Origin of the sequence: Pseudomonas siliginis, from assembly GCF_024072275.1 — a bacterium.
Taxonomy (GTDB): domain Bacteria; phylum Pseudomonadota; class Gammaproteobacteria; order Pseudomonadales; family Pseudomonadaceae; genus Aquipseudomonas; species Aquipseudomonas siliginis.
The window spans coordinates 712,483-734,741 of record NZ_CP099598.1 but is presented as its reverse complement, the minus strand read 5'-3'; the positions used below and the strand labels follow the sequence as shown (position 1 = coordinate 734,741).

The window sequence follows — 22,259 nt, the reverse complement described above, 5'->3', positions numbered from 1 at the left end:
TCTGCGGTGCCTGATAGACTCCCCCCGACTCCATCGCCAGTGAGCTTGCATCATGCTCCATGTGTTGTTCAGCGTTTATCTGAAGATGCTGGTGCTCTACAGCCCGTTCTTCGTGTTGTCCTGCTTTATCAGCCTGACCCGTGGCTATTCGCGCAAGGAACAGCGGCGTCTGGCGTGGAAGGTCGCCCTCGCGACGCTGATTTCCAGTGTGCTGCTCTATTTGTTCGGGCGGGTGATTTTCGATGTCTTCGGCATCACCGTGGACGCCTTCCGAATCGGTGCCGGCAGCGTGTTGTTCATTTCCGCGCTGGGCATGGCTCAGGGCAAACCGGCGGTGCAGGCCGATAACGTGCAGCAGGATGTGACCATCGTGCCGCTGACCATCCCGCTGACGGTCGGCCCCGGCACCATCGGCGCCTTGCTGGTAATGGGCGTCAGCCAGCCGCACTGGGACGACAAGCTCACTGCAATCATGAGTATCGCCCTGGCCAGTTTTACTGTCGGAGTGGTGCTGTATCTGTCCAATCGCATCGAGCGGATTCTCGGCGATCAGGGCTTGCAGATTGTCAGCCGCTTGATGGGGTTGTTTGTTTGCGCACTGGCCGCGCAGATCATCTTTACCGGTGTGAAAGGTTATCTGGTGCCTTGAGTATTGTTGCCGCGCATCTGCCACAATGAAACGCCGCGTACGCTCACCGTTCGCGGCGTTTTGCTATGCGGAGCGACCTCAGCGCAGCGCTGCGATCACCGCTGTCAGGCTGACCGTTGCCTCTGCGCCGCGCACAGTGGCAAACGCTTCCAGCCCTTGAGCCAGCGTGAACGTGTGTGGCCGCCCGGCAATGGGCAGCATCAGTAGCAGTGGGCGTTGTCCGTCGAAATTACGCAAGATCAGACTGTGCCCGGAGTCCTGATCGGTCAGTACCACACCGTCATCGACCCGTGACATCCACCAATGCCCGCACTCGTCCAGATCCAGATCCAGCAGGCAAGGTTCCGCCGTTTCAGCATCCGAAGCCTGTCGTCCATCGACCACGATGCAGTCCAGGCGCTGGAAGGAAACTTGCGACAGCCGATAACCCGAGGTCTGCGCACCGAAAGTCAGCAGCAGCCTGGCAACGCCATCGGGCAACAATGTTTCAATCTCTGTGATGTCATCACCTACCTCAAGCACCATGACCTCGGCGTCGCGATGGGCAAAACTGTCGGGCAGCCAGACGCCGTCGTTCGGGCCGGCGCTGAAAATCAGTTGGTCGAGCGGATCGAACAGCATCGGCTGCTTCGACCCGCGCGTACCGAGGAATGCCGACCACTGCCCATCACTGCGCCCGGACAGATCAAACAGCCGATCAAGTTGCGGCAGGTAATACAGATAGCGTCCGGTTGCACTTGCCACTTGTATGACAGGCGCGTGGGCATGCCCGTGCAACAATGCTCGCAGGCGTGCACGTAACTGTTCATCGCTCTGCCCCGGCACATGAGACCAGCGATTTTCCACTCCGACGATCATTGCCGGCTGGTTATCCAGCAATTGCAGATGCACCCCGTCGAGGGTCTGCGCCTCCAGCCCTTCACCCTGGCGCCGCACCTCAGCAAAAGTCCATGACGTCCAGACCTTTTCAGGCCTGTCGAGCACCTCCGGTTTCAGCAAACGATGGTCAGCGGCAAACACTCCCCGCAGTGCTTCGATCGCCATCAGCGGCTGGCGGTAAAGTTGTCCGGCGCTGACCTCAAGCAACCAGACAGCGCTTTGATCCGGGGTCAGACCGAGCAGCGCCAGCTCCTTGCCCTGACCGATATCGGCCACAGCGACTTTGCCATCGACACACCACGCCGTCAGGAACGCCTGACCTGCCCCATCACGTAAACCGAAAACCGGGAACGGCAGCAACGCTGCGACCGTGGCCAGCGAATGCAATGTGCTCAACCAATCGGGATTTCGCTGCAGCCAACGCTGCCCGACACCGGCGAACCGGAGAATCGAGGGTTTATCGGCCTGATCGAGCCATGCCTCATCGCTTCTGTGCGCAAGGGAAGGTACCCCGTACTGAAACACAATCACCTCGTCGATCGCTGCCGCTGCCGGCACGTCGACGATATCGATTTCGAACAGTCGGCCGTCGTCCTTGGTGGCGATGAAACGCTGATTGGTCTGAGTGACCTCCACCACATCGCGCTCGATCACCACATTCAGCCAATGACCGACACGGGGTTCGATGCCGCGGCTGATCGTCCGCTCCTGCTGGCTATAGAACAGCACCGCGTTGTTTTCAGGGCTGGACGGCATCAGCATCAACAAGTCTTCGGGCCAGGACAGGTCGTGCCTGGCCTCAATGCACTTGCCCGTCGTCTTGTTCAGCCAAGCCCTGTCGCGCAACTGCGACCCGGCATAGCCCTCGACAACAATGAACGGAGCACAAGACCAATCACTGCTGCTGGCGGCCATGTCTGACGAGACGCTCATGTCCGGGGCATCGGTTTGTCGAAGCGCTTCACGCGGCTCGAACCGATAGTCCTCGGCGGCAAAAGCGATCTGGCAAGCGGTCAGTTCTACATGCTGCCCGCTGATCCGGTACTCGACCGTGGTGGTGCCATGCAACGCTTCTGCCGTCAGCTTCTGCGTAATCCGCAGCGCTCCATCGGCTTGTTGTCGGCAGCCGATGATGGTCGAACCTGTACGCGGATTTTTCAGACGGTAGCGATGCTGGACAGTGCCGGTCAGCACATCGACCCGCCATACCGATGGATGATCGGGATGGTACAACCACGCATGGCGGGCGTTGACGCCTGCCAGAACCACACCCTCGTTCACCTCCTGCGGCAGGTTACGCGCGAACAGCACCCGATCCCGCGCAGTGTCGTAATAGCCGGTAGTCACCACTGGCCGGTTCGGCGAATCGAACGGCACTCTGAAGTTACGCAACGGCAAATAGGCTGCGGTCAGTTGTCCGCTTGCGACCTGAGCGCGCAAATAACGCTGCACCGGCGCCGGGATGCCGCTGGCGGTCATGGTTGCGCTACGCAGTTGAGTCACAGCGTTGTTTTCGTAGTCGAGGACAACGGCGATCAGATGCAGGCTGCGGCCCGTCCAGTCGATCCGGAACAGCCCCTCGGCCAATTCGATGACGCCGTCAAAACGATTCAACACCAGGCCATCGACCAGCATGTCAGGTGCGCTGTCGATGCTGTCCCGTGGTTTTGCACGAAAGCTGACCTGCTCGACCTGTGCCCAAGACGCCTGCACCGTCCAGGTCACCTGTTCCCAGCCCCGCGCTTGCTCGAAATTCACCGCCAGCAGGCCCGGCACCAACCGGATGCGGTATTGCCCCTGCGGTGCGGTGATCCGGTAGGCAATCTTCTTGCGCCACTCTGGTGGCAGGTCCGGAACCAACAGCTGACTGACCTCTGCGCTCAACTGCAGCTTGATCGTCGTGGCCATGAATACCGGATGCAGCTTGTAGAGTATGTGCGGCGCAAATGGCGTACTGAACAGGTAAAACACCCGGTTACCGAGCGCGTCATATTCCAGCTGATGTGCCAGGCGGTCGTGCAACCGCGGGTAGCGGGTTGTTGAAAAGGGCACGGTCCCGGCGCTGCCGAGTTGATATTCATAGCCGTAGTAACAGATTGGCGAACAAGGCAGCACCACCATCCTGGGCAAAGTACCCCAGACGCTGCCGACAGCAGGGCGTTGAAAGGCTCTGGGGATGTTGATCGCAGCATGCCGCCTGGCAGGATCATCGTCGTATTGCGGCAATTCCAGTGCACTGCCCTTCCAGGGGTAAAACTTCTGCCCTTCGAACGCCACCCTTCTGCTGAGCAGATCCACCTCGGTAATCACTGCCAGTGCGGGGAACTGCAAGACCGCACCAACGCTTTCGTAAGACTGCTGATAAGCGTCGTGAATCTGCGAGAGGTGCTCGCCGATGGCCGCAGCCTTGTCCATGATCTGCCCGAGATTGCTGGCAATCGCGGTCACCCCGATACCGACGCCCAGTAGCGGCACGGACAGCGCTGCGGCGAACGCGCCCACCGTTCCGCCCGCCGCCAGGGCGACAATATCCAGACCCAGCGCCGCTGTGTTGAACGCCAGGGACGTGGAAAACCGCGCCCGCTGCTCATGATTCTCTGCCTGCGTCAGGTTGTAGATGTCGAAACCGATATTGGCCACGGAAAATGCCACCCCGACACCCGTGGCGGCCTGCCCGGCCAGACGTGCGGAGAACGAGGCCTGCTGCAACGCCCGCTCCGCCACCGCTAAATGGCGCACCAACTGGATGACCTGCACTGCATCGCTGGCCACACCAAAGCCCAACTGTGCATAACTGACGTACACCTGAAGTTGCAGGGCGACGGTCAGTGTCGGCGCTGTATCGCCAGCGCGGTACTCGCGCTGGCGCATTTCACTGATCAGCGTCTGGATCGCAAAGGCGAAACTGAGTCGGCTGCCACCGTCGTGATCAGGCGTGTGCCCGGGCCTGGCCGCACCGCCCTGCACGAGTCGTTCGACGTATTGCCTGATTCTCTGAAAGCGCGAATCCCGGGTGCTGACCGTCCGGGCATTTTGCGCATTGCGCAGATCCATCAGCGTAATGCTGTGGCCGCCGTCGGCGTTTTTGCTGTGGGTATCGAGCAACGGCACGTAATCACGCGCCAGGTTGTGCTCACGGCGCAAACGCTCGGTCGCCTGCTCGAACTCGCTGGCCCAGTAGCGTGCGTCCAGTTGCGCAAGGCTGGTGCCCAGCCGAGCGTTTTCCCCCAGAGATCGGGTACGGGCCAGCGCTTGCTTGTGCCAGATCGAGGCTCCCTGTGGATCGGCCAGCGCAACGTTGTGCAGAAAACTGTCCACGCGCAGATCCGATGACAGCCTGCGTTCGGCGATCGCCGCAGTGTCCAGCTCAGTGACGGTGAACTGCGCCGTGGCCATCTCACCCAGACCATAAAGCTTCGCCAGCGCGTTATCGTCCGCGCTCAGATAACGCTCTACGCCACGCTGCAGTTGCGCGCCATCGGCAAATCCGTAGAGGGCGAAGTTGGGATCGTAGAAGCGATAGGCCGCGTGCTCACCGGTTCGCACTTTCGCCAGCAGCAGGGCGTGGTCGCCAGTGTCGAGCAGCAGCACCGCAGGCGCCGCACTGGCGTCCAGCGCGGCGATGATGCTGTCCAGGCGTTGCACGCCGCGAACGCTGCCGACCTCGCCGGTGGGCAAGGCGCGCAGTTCGTCCAGCGCACTGCGCAACGCCCGCGATCCAAGTTCGTCGGGACTCGCGCTGGCGCTGGCGACATGCCCGACCAACGCCCGTTCCGCCGTCTCGCCAGCTGCAACGGCGGCGCCCATCAGCAGCGCCAGCGGATAACAGCGGCGCCCCGGGTCGCCCGCGTTGCGCTGCAACAGATCCTGCGGCAACTGCTTGACTGACACCGCGCCAGCCTTGAAAAAGACGTCACGCACTTGCCCGCTGCGCTGCAGGATCTGCGTGCGAAACTCCCGCTGCGCGCTGTGCTTGATCTGGCCGATACGTTCGCCCCACTGGCGCAGCGTCAGCGGCTCGGACATGGCTTGAACCTTGAGTTCGCGGGTCGTCGATGTGGCCGTCGGCAGGTCGCGTTCCAGTCCGTTCTCGAACGCCGCCGAGCGGCGCTGGCGCACGGCTTTTTCAATCGCATCGTAGCGCGCGAAAGTGCCGTCACGGTCGGTGGCGATGGCCAGGTCGCGCACCTGTTGCCAGGTATCGGCGAACCCGACATCGTCCACGCTCGTTGCGCCGAAAATCCCCCCGAGCACGACTCGCATCGCGGGGCTCAGTTGTTCCAGCGGCAGCGTACCGTGGGCGATCCGGCTGAACAGTTCGTTGAGATGGCTGACCGATTCCGCACCATGGGAGGTCGGCACAACCACAGGTCCTTGCGCCAGCACTTGCTGACGGGCGTCGAAGTCGATGACCACGGCTTGAGCGAAATTGACCTCCCCGCTCAACTTGTCTCGCATCGCTCGAATGAACGGCTCGCCCAGATCATCCATCAAGCGTTGCAGCACTGAGGTCAACAGCACCGGTTTGCCCTCGACAACGGGCCAGCCGCGCTCGAAGGTCAGGCTTCGATCGCTGAGCAGGTTGGACAAGCGTCCGGCATAACGAGACTTGAGCTTTCCCTCGGCCCACCGGGCGTGTTCCTTCTCCAGCCAGTCTTTTTCCGTGCCCCGGACGATCCAGCCGGAAATGGTTTCCTCTTCGGTATTGACGTTGTAGCCCTCGCGCAGACGCTGTTGCGCCAGCACCTGACGAGTGAAAAACGGATCGCAATTGGCTTCGATATATTCATGTAATCCAGCGAGTGCCGCGCCCGGGCCGGTGAGCGTTACCGTACCCGCCGCGTCATTGCGGATACCGTCCCGATAATAGGTGACAACCGCTTTAAGCAATTGGTAGGCATAAGCTTCATTCCAGCTGGTGAAGTTCGACCTGACCAACATCTCTTCAATGACTGTCGCCGCGACCGTGGTCAGGTTTTCACCGTCGGCCCAACCGGATGCCGAGTTGGCCATGCGCTTTTCAACTTCAGCGAGCACGTCGTAATTGAGCCGAATGACTTGCATGATCGACATCGTCATGCCGCTGCCCGGCTGGGCGATGAAATGAGCATTCATTTCTTCATTGATTTGCAGCCCCATGCGAAAGCCGTTCTCCGCAGCCTCCACGACTTTTGGCGCTATGAACAGTTCAAGGACGTCGGGTTTGCTGCGAGCAAAATCCTCGAGAAGTTGTTTGTGTTGCTCTGGAAGACTGTCGGTCCTGTCGGGGTAATGCTGCGGATCGCGCCCCGGCATCAACTGCGGATTGTTGTTCAACAGAAGTTGCAGAACCGCGATTTTCTGCGTCTGGCTGTAATCGCTGATATCGACACCGCCCAACTTGTCGAGCAGCGGCGGCAGATAATCCATGTCGGTATAACGCCCGCCTTCACGAAGCTCGGCCTGCAAACGCACCACATCGCTCGCCGCAGCGAAATTGCCGCGCATCGACACTTCGCGGCGGTAGACGTCCGCCAACAAGTCATCGGCAAAGGCGTGAGTGACATCGCGCAATTGCAGATCCGGACCCACCATCGCCAGATGGCTGTCGAGGCAGCGCTGACGAAAAGCCTGCAGCGACGCGCGGTCCTTGCCATAAGCACGCACCATCAGATCGACGCGTGCTTCATCGGTCCGCCCCTTCCACCTCGGCTGGCTGAGGTAGTCGAACATCTGCTGTTTCAACACCCGTGCACGCTCTTCAATCATCGCCGCCAATTGCGCGGCATGGTTGAGCTGGTCGCCACCGGTCGTCATGACATCAGCCCTGGCACTGTCGAGGATGACCCGGTTCATCTCGAAAGCCAGCAACGCATCGCTGTCGTACCAAAGGTTGAAGCGGTAACCCTCCGCCGCCATCACCTGGCGCCAGATATTCATGTAATCGCGCTGATTGACCCCGACTTCGCTTCCGCCAACCCAGACGAAATGGATGACTTTCGGCACCGGCCGGGTCGGCCCCGACAACATTTCCACGGTCGTCGAAAGCCGCGACAGATAACGTTGCAGTCCTCGCGCAATGTCATCGACAGCCACCGGAACAGGGGTTTTATTGCGTTTCAACAGCGCTGCAAGTTGCTCTTGAAACAGGCTCGCCAGGGTCAACAACGACACCGGGTCGGTCGTTTGACCGGCTTGCTGGTAATAGTCGTTCAGCGCTTGATATTGGGGGGTGGCAGAAAGCTCCCGCAATGCTTTTGAGAGTACGGAATACTCTTGCGCAGAAATGAATGCTCGCCCGAACGAGTAATCGTTTTTTAAAGCCATCACACACTCCTTGTTTATTTAATGGCCCATTGACGCGCGCACTCTTGCGCCGCTGCAGAGCGGTAAATTGATTTGAACGACACTCGACAAGTGCTATGAACACAGCACCCTAGTGGGCGAATACGCGCCACACAAACAACAAGGAATACAAAGCTTGTCCCCGGCAATATCTGATAACACCGGGAGCAGTTCGCTGTAACGGCAGCGTAATAATTATCGGACTGGCGCGCCCGTCGGCCATAAAAAATGGCCCTGCCCTGTGGGACATGACCATTGTTTATTGCTGGTGGAAAACAATTGAAACTTCAATCGGACTTACAACCGCTCAAACTTTCCAGTCGCTGAGAATTGCATGAGCGGAGGGTTTTTCAGGACAGCGGTTTTTCACCATACCAACGCGGCGTGTAAACCCACTCACCGCCTCCGGCACGGGCGAAGGTGCAGGTGGTCGAAGAACCGATCAGCACCATGGTGCGCATGTCCACCTGTTCCGGTGTCAATGCGCCCAGGGTCGTGGTGCGCAGCGTCTGCCCCGGCCGGCCGATGTCCCGACCGAGCACCACCGGTGTTTCAGGCAAGCGGTGCTGCGCAACGATCTCCAGCGCCCGGCCCAGTTGCCACGGGCGCGCCCGGGAAATCGGGTTGTAGAACGCCAGGGCCAGATCCGCTTGGGCGGCCAGATCCAGACGTTTCTCGATGATCGCCCAGGGCTTGAGGTTATCCGACAGTGACATCACGCAGAAGTCGTGGCCCAGCGGCGCACCGGCCTGAGCCGCAGTGGCCAACGAGGCGGAGACGCCGGGGAGGATTTCCAGATCAACGCTGTGCCACGCCGGATCGTCCGATTCGTGCAGGGCTTCGAGCACCGCAGCGGCCATGGCGAATACGCCCGGGTCGCCCGAGGAAACCACGATCACCGAGCGGCCTTCGGCGGCGAGCCTGAAGGCATGGCGGGCACGCTGCATTTCTTCACGATTGTCGGTGCAGTGCTGCACCTGATCGTCGCGGAACGGGCCAGCCATGCGCACGTAGGTTTCGTAGCCCAGCACATCGGTGGCGCGGGCCAGTTCGGTTTTCACCGCTGGCACCATCAGTTCTGCGGCGCCGGGGCCAAGGCCAATGACCGCGAGGCGACCGCGCGGGCGGCCGATCTGCGCGACGTCCAGCGGTTGCTCGGCAATCGCGATCGCCAGATGTTCTGCGCTGATCACCTTCGCCGCAGGCACTGCCACGCGGGCCAACGTCTGAAGATCGCTTTGTGCTGCCACGAAGCGCAGTGGCACGCCCAACTCGAGCGCAGCCTCGCGCAAACTCGATGAGGCCATTTCAGCCTCTGCTGCCACCAGACACGCCAGTGCCGGCACGGCGACACTGGCCTGTTGCAACGCAGCGCGAACGGCGTTCGACAGATCTGCCACGTCAGCGCTCACTGCCACCGCCACGCTGCGCGGGTAAATCAGTAATTCATCGGCGCTGGCCACCCGCTGCACACTGCTCACATGAATCGACCGCTGCGCCTGCGGATCCTGCGGCAACTGCGCCTGATCGAGCCATGGCGCCGCGCCTTCGATGCGCACGCTGTGCCCGGCGAGCAGGTCGGAAACGAAGCGTTTGCCCGATTCCAGATCCGCCAGTGCGTAGCCGCTTGGCGGATTGAGCAGGCAGGTACCAAAGCGCAATTCGCCGCTGGTGGTGATCGCCGGCGCCACTTGCAACGCCGCCGCGATGTCCCGGGCCATGACGTTGACCCCACCGAGTCCACCCAGCAATGGCACCACCGCGCTGCCGTCTTCGGCCACCGCCAGCACCGCTGGTTCGGCGCCTTTCTCCAGCAACAGCGGCGCCAAGGTGCGAATGACAATCCCCGCCGCGCACAGGGCAATGATCGGCGTGTCCTGTTGATACAACGCGCGCAGGGTCGCGCCGAATTCCTGATAGCTGCTGTCGGCGCCTTCAACCCGTCCGGCAAGGCCATGGATTTGCGCCGCCGGGTAGACCTGCTGAATGCGCCGCGCCGTCGCGAGGCTGCCCTGGCCGAGAATGACGATGGCGGGAGTCGTTTGGCTCATCAACCTTGCCACCGTTCGCCCGGGACGATGATCAGCGAGAAGTACGGCGAGGACATCGGCTCGACCTGATCCATCGGCACGATCTTCTGGTTGGCCATGGTCGCGCGCTCGACATACAACGCACGCTCGGCGAGGCCGAGTTCTTCCAGCACCTGACGGACCTTGGGAAAGTTGCGCCCCAGTTTCATGATCACCGCCGCATCGGCATCGGCCAGACGCCGTTTCAGTTCTTCGTGGGGCAGCACGCCGGAAAGCACCGACAGGCTCTGATTGCGATACACCAGCGGCGCGCCGAGCACCGAAGCGCCGCCGAGCATCGAGCACACCCCGGGCACGACTTCGGCCTCGTAACGGCTGGCGAGACGATCATGCAAATACATGTAGGAGCCGTAGAAGAACGGGTCGCCTTCGCAGATCACCGCTACGTCGCGGCCGGCGTCCAGATGCTCGGCGACCGCCACAGCGGCTTCGTCGTAGAAATCACTGATCACCTGCTCATACGACAGCGGCGCCGGCAACGCCTCGGTGGTCACCGGATAGACCAGCGGCAGCAGGTTCTGCGCCTCGACCAGATGCGCCTCGATGATCCCGAACGCATTGCCCTTCTTGCCCTTGGCCACGAAATACGCGACCACCGGCGATTCGCGCAGCAGGCGCAAGGCTTTGACAGTGATCAGTTCCGGATCACCGGGGCCGACACCGAGGCCGATCAGACGTCCTTTGGCCTGCATCATTCGATCTCCGTGGCGAGGGCATTGACGGCGGCCGCGGCCATGGCGCTGCCGCCCAGCCGACCCTGCATGATCACGAACGGCACGCCGCGACTGTCGGCGGCCAGCGCCGCTTTCGATTCGGCAGCGCCGACGAAGCCGACCGGGAAGCCAAGGATCAGTGCCGGTTTCGGCGCGCCGGCGTCGAGCATTTCCAGCAAGTAGAACAGCGCGGTCGGTGCGTTGCCGATCACCACCACACTGCCTTCGAGGTGCGGGCGCCACAGTTCCAGCGCGGCAGCCGAGCGGGTGTTGCCCAACTCGCGGGCGAGCTCCGGCACGCTGTCGTCGCGCAAAGTGCAGATCACTTGGTTATTGGCCGGCAGGCGCGTGCGGGTCACGCCTTCGGAGACCATCCGCGCGTCGCAGAGAATCGGCGCACCGGCCGCCAGTGCATCGCGCCCGGCCTTGCCCGCGCCCTCGGAGAATTGCAGACCGTCGATGGCCTCGACCATGCCGCAGGCGTGGATCACTCGCACCGCAAGTTTTTCCAGATCGGCGGGAATGCGCGCCAGATTGGCCTCGCGGCGAATGATCGCGAAGGAGTTGCGATAGATCTCCTGACCGTCGCGGATGTAATCAAGCATCAAGGGGGCTCCGGGAGCGGGCGTCGAGCAGGGTCGCGGCCGCTTCAATAGTAAGATTGCAGGCGTGCAGCGTGCCGAATCCGGGCTGTGCTGCATCGCGAAAATAGAGGTCGTAATGACCGGGGGCAACGGCCAGCAGCGTCGCTGGCGCGCAGTGGGCGGCGGCGCAGGAGCGCGAGCAACCCGACAGGTGCACGCTGAGGCCTGCGGGCAGCAGAGGTGCAAGTTGCCGGGCATCCTGCTTGGTGTCGGCCAGGCCTTTGCCGCAGCCATCGGCGCCGGTGCAGGCGATCAGGCGAGCCAGTGGTTCGGCCTCGGTCGTCAACAGGCCCAACGCCCGCAACTGCTCAAGCACGTTGTCGGTATCAGTGGCTTTCACGTTCGGCAGCAGCAGGCTCTGCCACGGCGTGAAGCGCAGACTGCCATCGCCAAATTGACGGGCCAGTTGTGCCGCGCCACGCAGCATCGCCGGATCAAGTCGGCCCAGTGGCGGCACCGCGCCGACGTAGCAGAGACCTTGCGTGTTTTGCTGATGAGCGCCGATGTGCAGCGCGTCTGCCGACGTCGGGCGCTGCCAATTGCTGATCGCCTTGAGCGATACGCGCTCGCGCAACGACTCAAGGAACGCGAGCCTTGGCAACTCGTCGAGCAGATGGCGCATCCGTGTTTGCTCTGGCCGGGCCAGGTCGAGGAACAACTCCAGCGCGGCGACCACCAGCGCGTGAGCGTTGTCCAGGCTCACAGCGCCGAGCGGGCGATCGGTCGGGCAACCGGCCAGACCGAATGCCCAGAGGATTTCGCCGTCACGCTCGAATGCCGACAGCCACAGATCATGCGGATGTTCGAGCATCGCCAGCGCTTCGCCGCCATCGAGCTGCACGGCGAACTTGGCGCTCAACTCATGGAAGCGCGGATGACTTTGCAAGGTGTCGAGGATTTGCCCTGCGAGCGGGCGCGTGTCGATCAGCATCTGCCGATCGATCCCGGCGGCAGGGCTGAGCATCAGATTGCGCACATCGTCGCCGGCAGCGTTCTTTGGCCCGAGGCCAGCGGCCAGCAAGCGCTCGATCAGCGCTGCCGATTGCGCACCGATACCACGAATCTGCAGGTTGCCGCGATTGGTCGCTTCGATCGCACCGCTCGCAAACGCTTCGGCGGCAGCGGCCACCGCATCGGCCTGATCGGCACTGATCGAACCGCCATCAAGCTTGATCCGGCAGATACCGCCGTCCAGTGCCTGGACGATACGCAGCAACCCCGGGCAGGCCGAGGGGCGTGAGGCAGTGGACATCGGGCGTTCGTTCAAGGGGCTGACCGGTTGTGTGGCAGAAGCGCTTCGCGGGCGGAGCGCGCGGTATTATGCCTGCTTTGCCCACCGGTATGAAAAGTCTGCCCTCTGTCTCGACCGGTGGGGCAGGCAGGCTTCAGTTGTTGCCTCTGCCGCGCTCAGGTCAGGGCGATAATCTGCTTTTCGCGCCGCTCACCCAATAACGCAATAATCCTGGCTCTCGAGAAACAGTAATCATCGGCATCTATAAGAGCCTTGTAGCAATCAACAGCAAGGTTGCCCACTATCTGCTCGGCATTGAAGCGTTGCTCAAGCACATTGCCCGGAACAGGCTCTTTGACGGCAAACGAAATGACGACCATCGTAATCGTTGATTCCGCAGATACGCTGCCAAGCATGAAGCGAATCGACTTGCCCTCTTGCAGAGTATTTCGCTGAAGCAACTCAAGGGCCGCACCGTTGCTCTCCAGTTGCGAGGTCAGATTGGCAATTACCTGTTGGTTCAAAACTGCCGGCGCCCAACCTTGCAAGAGTTCTTGAGTCAACTCCAGCAAAGTAAAAGTATCGGGCGTTGTGACAGGCGCGCTGATAACCGGATCGTCGAAAAACAAAGCACCGGTGACTTTCAAAGCCGTTTTATTGGCATCATTCCATGCCTCGTATTCAACAGCATCGGGAACTTTATGCGAGGCGACCGTTTGTGAATAAAGCAGCGCATCGAGACTGTCGTCAATGTCAGATGCCGACAGCTCTTTACTCACCAGCACTAATGCCCCTGCGCATACGAAAACCTTCGAAATCGCGAACATTTGCATCTCCCACAAAAAACCAGAGGCTTGCGCCTCTGGCATTAATCAATTTCAGGCCGACTGGCCAAATTCGTAGCTGAGCGCTTTCTCACGTTGCTCAGTCAGAGCCTTGACAATCAATGGTTCTACCATTGCATAGTCTTCCTCATCCATATACATCGTGGCGCCGGCGTTATAAATCTCCACAGCAGATGTTGCCCATTCTACAAACAGTACTTTGGTAGGTTGAGCCGAAGCCAGATATTGCACAGCAGCGATTGCCAGGGTGATACCACCCTCATCATCCTGCGAAGCCGCACTCATGCAAAAGTTGCCACCTTCGGCTTTCTTCGAGTTGTTCTCGAACAGCGTCAGGGCCTGTGGTTCATTTTTCAGTGCATCCATGGTCGCATCTGCCACAGAGGACAATACTTTAAGGGCTGCCTGGCCCTGTCCTACTGCTGCACCAACAGCGGTATGCAGAACAGACAGGACAACATTATCCATGGTCAATTTTTGCGAAGTAGCGGTATATCGATTATAAGGCTGGCTGAAAGCAAACCAGCCAGCCAGTTTCATCAATCGCATAAACTCGTTATAGCGCTGTTCCTTTTGGTTGGACGCTGGATATTTGAGCAAGGCAACCAGATCGGCATACATGTAGGTGTTTTTAACGATTCGCTTGCTGCGCTTGGACATGCTTGCATCAAAGCCTGCAATACCCGAACCCATGATTGCAGCATTCAGTTCATCTTTATCAACCGGCAAGCTACTGCCAACACTTGCCGAACGCGAGCGCAGCACTGGCTGCGCAGCGATAAACTCATTGGTTTGTGCAATCAAACTAAACCGCTCAACAGCGGAGATTACATCTTTATTCAGCTCAGTCATAAATGAATTCCTTTCATGATTAAAACACCGACTTGGTGTGGAAAACAAACTAACCACAGCACCGGAGTTAATCAAATCGAAAATCCATGCATTTAATTTCAGACCGTCATACAAACCATCAAACAAAGCTGTACAACTAACATCAAGCGCCCCGAGCCAACTCAATTTCACGCGTGCGCATATCAAGCACTGCAGCAGCCAACTGAAGCCGATTTTCATTTATCGCGGCAGACCTGATCAAAAAGCGCCTGGAGCGGATATCAAGCTCCGAACCCGTATGCTGAATAGTCCAGAACAAATAGGTAGAGGACCACTTCGCATCAAGCAAGCGAACGTTACTAACGACAATCTCCAACTCCCTATTGAAATTGTACTGAGCAGGAGAAAAACGAAAATCGCTCCATTCCCGAGCGCTGCCTCTAAATACGTCTATGGCATCCGAATGTGTCTCAAGCATATGGAACGCTTCCTTCATTAGCCCGACTTTCTCCCGACTTAGTTGTTGCGACAAGGATCGCGCCCAGACGTCCAGAGCATTGCCGGTAAAGTTCTTGTCAACATGGATTACCGGAGCTTGCTCCAGGCTCCAGCCGACAGACCAGAGCACCCCGGAATAATATTCGAACCAAGCAGCTGGCTCACTGTTTCTGTCATGACGCAAATCGGCTCTGTATTCTGCCCAGCGCATACTGTCTTTGACGAATCGTTTGTCTTCCGCAGTCAACCCGGAAAAGTAGGACAACAGATTATTCCCCATCACCGTCGCACTGCCTTGGTCGGGCAGTGCTGAGATACTGTTCAAAACATCGCTCATTTCAATTATCCATTCGATTGTTCAATTTACTAAAAAAGTACCTTCCGGATAGCCACAAGCACTTCCAGCGGAACGCCAATTCAATACTTGCGAAGAACTCGAAAAATCACAAAAGACAATGTAAACATTGAATGTCGGCGATCCTCAAAAAAGGACAGCAGCCAGTTATCGATTGTCGCGTTATCATGTCGCCCGCTTCGCTGGACGCAGGATCTGGAGTATGAAATGGGCGATTGGCTGACCGTTGTGGGTATTGGTGAAGACGGCTTCAAAGGCCTGGGCAAGAACGCCCGGCGTGCTCTGATGGGCGCTTCGCGGATCGTCGGCGGCCAGCGTCAGCTGGATCTGCTGCCGCCGTGCATCGGCGGCGAGCGGCAATTGTGGCCGAGTCCGTTTTCCCTAGCGCCGGTGCTCGAGTCGCGTGGCGCGCCGGTCTGCGTGCTGGCCAGCGGTGATCCGATGTTCTACGGCGTCGGTGCCAGTCTGGCGCGTCAGGTGCCGAGCGCCGAGATGGCGATCATCCCCGCCCCTTCGTCCTGCGCACTGGCGGCGGCGCGCCTGGGCTGGCCGTTGCAGGAGGTGACGATTGTGTCGCTGGTGGCGCGTCCGTTGGCGGCGCTCAATGCGCATCTGTTCAGCGGCGTGCGTCTGTTGTTGCTGAGCAATGACGGCAGCAGCCCGGCCGCCGTTGCGCAATTGCTCTGCGAACGTGGTTTCGGCCCAAGTCGCATGACTGTTCTGGAGCATTTGGGCGGCGACGCCGAGCGGCGGATCGATCGCAGCGCCAGTGACTGGGAAAATGCGCCGATTGCCGATCTCAACGTTATCGCTGTCGAATGTCTGGCCGAACCCGGTGTTACCGGCCTGTCACGCCTCGCCGGTCTGCCCGATTCGGCGTTCCGTCACGACGGCCAGCTGACCAAGCGCGACGTGCGCGCCATCACCCTCGCTCGCTTGGCGCCGAAGCACGGCGAACTGCTCTGGGATGTCGGCGCCGGCAGCGGCTCGATCGGCATCGAGTGGATGCGTGCGCACCCGAGCTGTCGCGCCATCGCGGTCGAGGCCGACGAGGGCCGTCAGCAATTGATCGAACACAACCGCGATGCGCTGGGCGTACCCGGCCTGCAACTGATTCGCGACAAGGCGCCGCAAGCGCTCAATGGCCTTGAACGTCCGGAAGCGATTTTCATCGGCGGCGGCGTCACCCGTGAGGGTGTATTCGAGACCTGCTGGGACCAGCTCAAGCCCGGCGGCCGATTGGTGGCCAACGCCGTGACCCTGCAAAGCGAAGTCACCCTGATGCACTGGCGCGAACAATACGGCGGTGAGCTGACGCGCATTCATGTCGCCCAGGCACAACCGCTCGGCGAGTTCGATACCTGGCGTCAGGCGTTGCCGATCACCCTGCTGGAACTGGTCAAACCCCTCGATGCGTGACGAAACCGCCGAACAGCCCGCGCCCCTGCGCAGCGGCCTCACCACCGGCAGCTGCGCCACCGCCACCAGCCTCGCCGCCGCGCGCCTGTTGCTCACCGGCATCAGCGCCGACGCGGTGCAGATCACGCTGCCCAAAGGCAAACAGGTGCAGATGCGCCTGGAGTTCTGCCGCTTGAGCGAGGACGGCGCCGAAGCCGGGACGATCAAGGATGCTGGCGATGACCCTGACGTCACTCACGGCGCCCTGCTCTATTCACAGGTGCGACTGTCCGCCGAACCGGGAATCCACTTCAACGCCGGTGTCGGCGTCGGCACGGTGACCCGACCCGGCCTGGTATTGGCCGTCGGCGAGCCGGCGATCAATCCGGTGCCGCGCAAAATGATCAGCGATCACCTCGCCTTGCTCGCCGCCGAAACCGGTTATGGCGGCGGCTTCGAAGTCACAGTCAATGTCGAGGGCGGCGCAGAACTGGCGCTGAAAACCATGAATCCACGGCTGGGCATTCTTGGCGGCCTGTCGATCCTCGGCACCAGCGGCATCGTCCGGCCATTTTCCTGCGCCGCTTACATCGCCTCGATTCATCAGGGCATCGACGTAGCGAAAACCAATGGTTATCTGCACATCGCCGCGTGCACCGGCAACGCCAGCGAAGACACCATGCGCCGGGTCTATGACCTGCCGGAAATCGCCCTGATCGAGATGGGTGATTTCGTCGGTGCGGTGCTCAAGCATCTGCGCAAAGTACCTGTGGATAAACTCAGCCTGTGCGGCGGCTTCGGCAAGATCAGCAAACTCGCCGCCGGGCATATGGATCTGCACTCACGGCATTCGAGCATCGATTTGCCGCAACTGGCCGAGTGGGCGGCGGCGATTGGCGCGGATGCGGCATTGCAACAAGGCATTCGCGAAGCCAATACCAGCCAACAAGCCTTGGCCATGGCCAGCGCGGCGGGCATCGCTTTGGGGGATGAGGTTTGCCGCCATGCGTTGAATTTCGCCAGTAGCGTCGTGCCGGCACAGGTCCAGGTCGAGGTGTTTGCCATTGATCGTCAGGGCGGGATTGTCGGGCACGCCGGAGGTTTTGCATGAAACGGATCTTGCTGCTCGGCGGCGTGACTGAAGCGCTGGCGATTGCCCGCACGCTCGGCCCACAACATATCTACAGCCTCGCTGGTGTTGGCCGGGTGCCGAGCGATTTGCGCTGCCAGGTTCGGGTCGGCGGCTATGGCGGCGCTGAGGGTCTGGCGCAGTTCATCGCCGATGAACGCGTCGATCTGCTGCTCGACGCCACGCATCCGTACGCCGCACAAATCAGCGCCAACGCCGCCCGCGCGGCACAGCTCGCCGGCATCCCCTGCTGGGCCTTGCGCCGGCCCGCCTGGCAACCGCAAGCAGGCGATGACTGGCGCGAGGTCAGTGACTGGGCCGAACTCATCGCCGCCCTGAAACCGTTCCACCGCCCGCTGTTCACCCTCGGCCGTGAACCGCTGCAACACCTCGACGAAATCCCCGCCCACCAGTTCTGGACTCTGCGCGCTCTCGACGTTTATCCCGGCAACACGCGCTGCGAAGTGATCGGCGCCCGTGGGCCGTTTCTGCTGGAAGACGAGCGAGCGCTGTTCGAGCGCCGGCAGATCGATGTATTGATCAGCAAGAACAGCGGCAGCAGCGCCACCGAGCCGAAGCTTGAAGTGGCGCGCGAGCGTGGCGTTCCGGTGCTGGTGTTGAAGCGGCCGGGGTTGCCGGGGGTTGATCGGGAATTTGGATCTGTCGGCGACATCCTCTCAGCCCTCTCCCGCTGAATCGGCACAGCCCTTTGTGGGAGCGAGCCTGCTCGCGAATACGTCCGCACCGGCAGCCCATCAGTGCCTGACAAATCGCTTTCGCGAGCAGGCTCGCTCCCACAGGAACCGTGGATGTTGCTGATATCTGTGCACACTCACAAAATTTGTGGGAGCGGGCTTGCCCGCGAAGGCGTCAGGTCTGGCACTGCAAATTCAAGTAGCTACACTCCTTTAACAGCTCACTGCGACACCAAACCGCACGACGCTTTTTTACTTATCGGCCCTGATCAGGCTAAATGGGCCGCGCCTGATCGCCCACCCAACGGACCTGTCCCATGAACCGACGCCGGTTAGCATTTGCCTGGATCGCCTGCTTTGCAGTGCTGTTCAACATGCTCGCCATGCCGCTGAGCGGGGCGATGGCGCAGGCGGCCAGTTCACCGGCCGAGCAGATACTGTGGAGCAGTTTCTGCACCGGCAGCGGCATGAAGATGGTGGCGATCGACATCGGTGCCACGGATCAGAAGGCCCCGCAAAACGACAACCATTCGAACATGCAGCACTGCTGGTGTTGCTCAGGCGGGGCGCCATTGCTGGCGCTGCCGGGGCATTCGCCGCAGCTGTATTTCGCGCAATTTGAAAGCAACCGCAGCGTTGCGCCCGCCTCCCTGCAAACCCCGACGCCGCGCCAGCAATGGCCGAGTCTCAATCCCCGTGCCTCCCCTCTGGTCTGATTGGTTCGCGCCCTGAATCCGCGTTTCAAATCGTTCTGGAGAACTGCCATGTTGAAGAAACTCTTCGTCCTCGCTGCGCTGCTTTTGCCGGCGTGCTTTGCCCATGCCCACGAATACAAGGTGGGTGCGCTGGAAATCGCCCATCCGTGGTCGCAGGAACTGCCGCCGAATGCGCCGACCGTCGCCGCCTATTTCATCATTCACAACACCGGCAAAAGCGCCGATCGCCTGCTCAGCGTCGACTCGCCCATCGCTGCACAAGCGCAGTTGCATGAGCACGTCATGCAGGGCGATCTGATGAAGATGCAGCAGGTGCCAAGCGTGCAAATCCCCGCCGGCGGCACCGTGACCTTCGCGCCGATGGCCTACCACGTGATGCTGCTCAACCCGAGCGATCGCAGCCTGCTCAGTGACGGCAAGCGTTTCCCGATGACCCTGCATTTCGAAAAGGCAGGTGACGTCAGCGTTGAAGTTGCCGTGCAGAAGAAACCGCCGGAATCGGCCCAGGGCCACGTGCACGCTCAGTAACTGTTTCGGCTGACTTCGCCCATGCGTCCGTTGCGCGCCAGGCCCGTCCCGCATCACCGTCAGACTCAAGCGCTGACGCGTGGCAGCTGGATCGCCCTGTTCGCCATGTTGATGATCTTCATCGGTCCACTGATTTCTCAGTCGATGCCGATGGATCAGCACGCCTCGACGTCGATGCCAATGAGCATGGACATGTCGATGGACATGCCCGGCATGGATCACAGCGGCCATGACGCCCAGCCTGCTGCCGAGCATTGCCCGCCGCAATCTTCGCATCACGTGCTGTGGGAAAAGTGCGGCTATTGCACCCTGCTGTTCAATTGCCCGGCACTGACCGGCGGCGGCGATTTCGTCGCTTTCAACATCCCGCCACCCAACACCTTCACCACACCCTCGCCGCGTCTGGGCCATGCCCGCCAACCCTTCTTCCCCGGCGCCCGCACCCGCGCCCCGCCCATCGCCACGTAAACACGCACCTCTGATTGCACACGGTTGAGAAGACAGCGCCAGGCTGCCGACCGTGGTGTTTACGACTGTTCGATGGAAATTGTCATGTCCAGGTTTACTGCTGTCCCCTGCGCGGAATCTGCCCGCGCGCACTTTGCCCTGAACGAATCGCGGATTCGTTGCAGGCACGCTATTGCCGTCCTTTGCGGCGTACTGCTGACACCGCTGGCGCTGGCCGACGCTCACGCCGGCCATGAACATGAACTGAGCCCGACGGTGATCACTGCCATCGCCCCGAGCTCGCCACTGACGATCGTCACTAACCCCAAGGATCCGCGCCAACCGGTGCCGGCCAGTGACGGCGGCGATTACCTGAAGACCATTCCCGGCTTCGCTCTGGTGCGCAATGGCGGCACCAACGGCGATCCGGTGCTGCGCGGCATGTTTGGTTCGCGGCTGAACATCCTCACCAACGGCAGCATGATGCTCGGCGCTTGCCCTGGCCGGATGGACGCGCCGACTTCGTACATCTCGCCGGAAACCTACGACAAGCTCACGGTGATCAAAGGTCCGCAAACCGTGCTTTGGGGTCCCGGCGCATCGGCCGGTACGGTGCTGTTCGACCGTGAGCCGGAGAACTTCGGCGAACTCGGCACGCGCGTCAACGCCAGCCTCCTGGCTGGCTCGCATGGACGTTTCGACAAGGTTGTCGACGCCGCTGCCGGCGGTCCTCTGGGTTACGTGCGGGTGATCGGCAACACTGCGCATTCCGATGACTATCGCGACGGCAACAACGACATCGTCGCCTCGCGTTACGACAAGTGGAACGGCAATATCGCACTGGGCTGGACGCCGGATGCCGACACCCTGATCGAACTCACCGCCGGCAAGGGCGATGGCGAGGCACGGTATGCCGGACGCGGCATGGACGGTTCGCAGTTCCTGCGCGAGAGCCTCGGTCTGCGCTTTGAAAAATCCAACATCAGCGAGGTGCTGGAAAAACTGGAAGCGCAGGTCTACTACAACTACGCCGACCATGTGATGGACAACTACACCCTGCGCACGCCGTCCGGCACCGGCATGATGGCGGGACCGATGGCGTCCAACGTCGACCGTCGTACCCTCGGTGCACGGATCAAAGCAACCTGGCGCTGGGCTGATGTTCAGCTGATCACCGGCCTCGACGCACAGACCAACGAGCACCGTCAGCGCAGCTCAATGGGCATCGATACCTACAAGGACCTGCCTTACAGCAAGGACGCCGATTTCCACAATTACGGCGTGTTCAGCGAAATGACCTGGTACGCCGCCGAGCGTGATCGCTTGATCACTGGCGCCCGTGTCGACCGTGCTTCGGCGAAGGATTACCGGCAAACCACAGGGTCGGGGATGATGTCCCGCCCCAACCCGACCGCCGACGACACCCGCGCCGACACCCTGCCCAGCGGCTTCATCCGTTACGAGCATGACCTCGCCGACAGCCCGACCACGCTCTATGCAGGCCTCGGCCACGCGCAACGCTTCCCGGATTACTGGGAGTTGTTTTCGCCCAAGTCCGGCCCGGCAGGATCGGTCAACGCGTTCGACTCGATCAAACCGGAAAAGACCACGCAGTTCGACTTCGGCGTGAACTACAAGAGCGCCGACCTCGAAGCCTGGGCCTCGGGTTACATCGGTGTGGTACGCGATTACATCCTGTTCGACTACACGCCGGGAATGATGGGCATGAGCACCTCGCGCGCCGAGAACATCGACGCGCGGATCATGGGTGGCGAACTCGGAGCTGCCTACAACCTGACCGACAACTGGAAAGCCGATGCGACCCTGGCCTATGCCTGGGGCAAGAACAGCAGCGACGGCTCGGCATTACCGCAGATGCCGCCGCTGGATGCGCGCTTCGGCCTGACCTACAGCGAGGCCAAGTGGAGCGCCGGCGCATTGTGGCGAGTGGTCGCCGCGCAGCACCGCATCGACGCGAACAAGGGCAACGTGGTCGGCAAGGATTACGCCCAGAGCTCGGGCTTCGGCGTGTTCTCGCTCAACGGCGCGTACCGCATCAACAAGCACTGGAAGGTCAGCAGCGGCGTCGACAACCTGTTCGGCAAAGCCTACGCCGAACACCTGAATCTGGCCGGCAATGCCGGGTTCGGCTATCCGACCAACGACCCGCAAGCGCTCAATGAACCGGGGCGCACGCTCTGGACCAAAGTGGATATGAGTTTCTGACACCCACCCATGTGGGAGCGAGCCTGCTCGCGAAGACGGCACCACGGTCGGCATCGATATC

Annotated in this window: 16 protein-coding genes; 8 read left to right on the top strand and 8 right to left on the bottom strand. The window is 60.9% G+C overall.

What is annotated here, in order from left to right:
- Positions 1-52: 52 nt before the first annotated feature.
- Positions 53-649: a MarC family protein gene (locus NF676_RS03725; RefSeq protein ID WP_016771870.1), complete on the top strand. Its 597-nt coding sequence runs from the start codon at positions 53-55 to the stop codon at positions 647-649.
- Between the two features lie 78 nt (positions 650-727).
- On the opposite strand, the gene NF676_RS03720 is transcribed toward NF676_RS03725, so the two are convergent.
- The 8 genes from NF676_RS03720 to NF676_RS03685 form a co-directional block, all read right to left on the bottom strand.
- The gene (locus NF676_RS03720; protein WP_252887253.1) at positions 728-7,834 is read right to left on the bottom strand and encodes a TcdA/TcdB pore-forming domain-containing protein; all 7,107 of its coding nucleotides are present in this window, start codon (positions 7,832-7,834) and stop codon (positions 728-730) included.
- Between the two features lie 368 nt (positions 7,835-8,202).
- Positions 8,203-9,903 carry a precorrin-3B C(17)-methyltransferase gene (gene cobJ, locus NF676_RS03715; protein ID WP_252887252.1) on the bottom strand — a complete coding sequence of 567 codons (1,701 nt, stop codon included), beginning with the start codon at positions 9,901-9,903 and terminating at the stop codon, positions 8,203-8,205.
- Entirely contained in the window at positions 9,903-10,637 is a 735-nt protein-coding gene (locus NF676_RS03710) for a precorrin-2 C(20)-methyltransferase (protein WP_370695113.1), read from the bottom strand. Before NF676_RS03710 ends, cobJ begins: the two co-directional genes overlap by 1 nt.
- Entirely contained in the window at positions 10,634-11,260 is a 627-nt protein-coding gene (locus NF676_RS03705) for a precorrin-8X methylmutase (RefSeq protein WP_056787678.1), read from the bottom strand. The genes NF676_RS03710 and NF676_RS03705 overlap by 4 nt, the downstream gene beginning before the upstream one ends.
- Complete coding sequence (cobG, locus tag NF676_RS03700) at positions 11,253-12,551, bottom strand: precorrin-3B synthase (protein WP_252887251.1); 1,299 nt, start codon at positions 12,549-12,551, stop codon at positions 11,253-11,255. Before cobG ends, NF676_RS03705 begins: the two co-directional genes overlap by 8 nt.
- A gap of 155 nt (positions 12,552-12,706) precedes the next feature.
- Positions 12,707-13,357, bottom strand: coding sequence for a hypothetical protein (locus NF676_RS03695; RefSeq protein WP_252887250.1), 651 nt, complete (start codon positions 13,355-13,357; stop codon positions 12,707-12,709).
- Between the two features lie 51 nt (positions 13,358-13,408).
- The gene (locus tag NF676_RS03690) at positions 13,409-14,446 is read right to left on the bottom strand and encodes a hypothetical protein (RefSeq protein ID WP_252887249.1); all 1,038 of its coding nucleotides are present in this window, start codon (positions 14,444-14,446) and stop codon (positions 13,409-13,411) included.
- Entirely contained in the window at positions 14,370-15,041 is a 672-nt protein-coding gene (locus NF676_RS03685) for a hypothetical protein (protein WP_252885247.1), read from the bottom strand. Before NF676_RS03685 ends, NF676_RS03690 begins: the two co-directional genes overlap by 77 nt.
- Before the next feature lie 225 nt (positions 15,042-15,266).
- Here NF676_RS03685 and cbiE point away from each other — a divergent pair, with 225 nt between their 5' ends.
- The 7 genes from cbiE (at position 15,267) to NF676_RS03650 (ending at position 22,198) form a co-directional block, all read left to right on the top strand.
- Positions 15,267-16,478: a precorrin-6y C5,15-methyltransferase (decarboxylating) subunit CbiE gene (gene cbiE, locus NF676_RS03680; protein WP_252887248.1), complete on the top strand. Its 1,212-nt coding sequence runs from the start codon at positions 15,267-15,269 to the stop codon at positions 16,476-16,478.
- The gene (locus tag NF676_RS03675; protein WP_252887247.1) at positions 16,471-17,568 is read left to right on the top strand and encodes a cobalt-precorrin-5B (C(1))-methyltransferase; all 1,098 of its coding nucleotides are present in this window, start codon (positions 16,471-16,473) and stop codon (positions 17,566-17,568) included. Before cbiE ends, NF676_RS03675 begins: the two co-directional genes overlap by 8 nt.
- Positions 17,565-18,281: a cobalt-precorrin-6A reductase gene (locus NF676_RS03670; RefSeq protein WP_150638220.1), complete on the top strand. Its 717-nt coding sequence runs from the start codon at positions 17,565-17,567 to the stop codon at positions 18,279-18,281. Before NF676_RS03675 ends, NF676_RS03670 begins: the two co-directional genes overlap by 4 nt.
- A 317-nt stretch (positions 18,282-18,598) precedes the next feature.
- Positions 18,599-18,997 carry a DUF2946 domain-containing protein gene (locus NF676_RS03665; protein ID WP_041480684.1) on the top strand — a complete coding sequence of 133 codons (399 nt, stop codon included), beginning with the start codon at positions 18,599-18,601 and terminating at the stop codon, positions 18,995-18,997.
- 48 nt (positions 18,998-19,045) lie between these two features.
- Entirely contained in the window at positions 19,046-19,525 is a 480-nt protein-coding gene (locus tag NF676_RS03660) for a copper chaperone PCu(A)C (RefSeq protein WP_056787657.1), read from the top strand.
- A 21-nt stretch (positions 19,526-19,546) separates the two neighbouring features.
- The gene (locus NF676_RS03655) at positions 19,547-19,993 is read left to right on the top strand and encodes a DUF2946 domain-containing protein (RefSeq protein WP_252879356.1); all 447 of its coding nucleotides are present in this window, start codon (positions 19,547-19,549) and stop codon (positions 19,991-19,993) included.
- Between the two features lie 84 nt (positions 19,994-20,077).
- Positions 20,078-22,198, top strand: coding sequence for a TonB-dependent copper receptor (locus NF676_RS03650; protein WP_252887246.1), 2,121 nt, complete (start codon positions 20,078-20,080; stop codon positions 22,196-22,198).
- Positions 22,199-22,259: the final 61 nt, after the last annotated feature.

What these genes read in the sequence shown, in the direction of transcription:
- NF676_RS03725 (WP_016771870.1), top strand. Translation starts at nt 53, where the DNA reads ATGCTCCATGTGTTGTTCAGCGTTTATCTGAAGATGCTGGTGCTCTAC.
- NF676_RS03720 (WP_252887253.1), bottom strand. Translation starts at nt 7,834, where the DNA reads ATGGCTTTAAAAAACGATTACTCGTTCGGGCGAGCATTCATTTCTGCG.
- cobJ (WP_252887252.1), bottom strand. Translation starts at nt 9,903, where the DNA reads ATGAGCCAAACGACTCCCGCCATCGTCATTCTCGGCCAGGGCAGCCTC.
- NF676_RS03710 (WP_370695113.1), bottom strand. Translation starts at nt 10,637, where the DNA reads ATGATGCAGGCCAAAGGACGTCTGATCGGCCTCGGTGTCGGCCCCGGT.
- NF676_RS03705 (WP_056787678.1), bottom strand. Translation starts at nt 11,260, where the DNA reads ATGCTTGATTACATCCGCGACGGTCAGGAGATCTATCGCAACTCCTTC.
- cobG (WP_252887251.1), bottom strand. Translation starts at nt 12,551, where the DNA reads ATGTCCACTGCCTCACGCCCCTCGGCCTGCCCGGGGTTGCTGCGTATC.
- NF676_RS03695 (WP_252887250.1), bottom strand. Translation starts at nt 13,357, where the DNA reads ATGTTCGCGATTTCGAAGGTTTTCGTATGCGCAGGGGCATTAGTGCTG.
- NF676_RS03690 (WP_252887249.1), bottom strand. Translation starts at nt 14,446, where the DNA reads ATGAAAATCGGCTTCAGTTGGCTGCTGCAGTGCTTGATATGCGCACGC.
- NF676_RS03685 (WP_252885247.1), bottom strand. Translation starts at nt 15,041, where the DNA reads ATGAGCGATGTTTTGAACAGTATCTCAGCACTGCCCGACCAAGGCAGT.
- cbiE (WP_252887248.1), top strand. Translation starts at nt 15,267, where the DNA reads ATGGGCGATTGGCTGACCGTTGTGGGTATTGGTGAAGACGGCTTCAAA.
- NF676_RS03675 (WP_252887247.1), top strand. Translation starts at nt 16,471, where the DNA reads ATGCGTGACGAAACCGCCGAACAGCCCGCGCCCCTGCGCAGCGGCCTC.
- NF676_RS03670 (WP_150638220.1), top strand. Translation starts at nt 17,565, where the DNA reads ATGAAACGGATCTTGCTGCTCGGCGGCGTGACTGAAGCGCTGGCGATT.
- NF676_RS03665 (WP_041480684.1), top strand. Translation starts at nt 18,599, where the DNA reads ATGAACCGACGCCGGTTAGCATTTGCCTGGATCGCCTGCTTTGCAGTG.
- NF676_RS03660 (WP_056787657.1), top strand. Translation starts at nt 19,046, where the DNA reads ATGTTGAAGAAACTCTTCGTCCTCGCTGCGCTGCTTTTGCCGGCGTGC.
- NF676_RS03655 (WP_252879356.1), top strand. Translation starts at nt 19,547, where the DNA reads ATGCGTCCGTTGCGCGCCAGGCCCGTCCCGCATCACCGTCAGACTCAA.
- NF676_RS03650 (WP_252887246.1), top strand. Translation starts at nt 20,078, where the DNA reads ATGTCCAGGTTTACTGCTGTCCCCTGCGCGGAATCTGCCCGCGCGCAC.